Origin of the sequence: Kocuria coralli (assembly GCF_008831305.1) — a bacterium.
Lineage (GTDB): Bacteria > Actinomycetota > Actinomycetes > Actinomycetales > Micrococcaceae > Kocuria > Kocuria coralli.
The window spans coordinates 1-322 of sequence record NZ_ML708663.1; the positions used below are offsets into that span (position 1 = coordinate 1).

General features: G+C 57.1%; 1 rRNA gene. It reads left to right on the forward strand.

Annotation, left to right across the window (positions count from 1 at the left end):
* Positions 1 to 322, forward strand: a 16S ribosomal RNA gene (locus tag FCK90_RS15250); the annotation flags it as partial.

The following is a 322-nucleotide window of genomic DNA, read 5'->3' on the forward strand; positions in this document are numbered from 1 at the left end:
CTGGCTCAGGACGAACGCTGGCGGCGTGCTTAACACATGCAAGTCGAACGCTGAAGCCTGGCACTTGTGTTGGGTGGATGAGTGGCGAACGGGTGAGTAATACGTGAGTGACCTGCCCTTGACTCTGGGATAAGCCTGGGAAACTGGGTCTAATACTGGATACGACCAACGGATGCATGTCCTGTTGGTGGAAAGGGTTTGTACTGGTTTTGGATGGGCTCACGGCCTATCAGCTTGTTGGTGGGGTAATGGCTTACCAAGGCGACGACGGGTAGCCGGCCTGAGAGGGTGACCGGCCACACTGGGACTGAGACACGGCCCA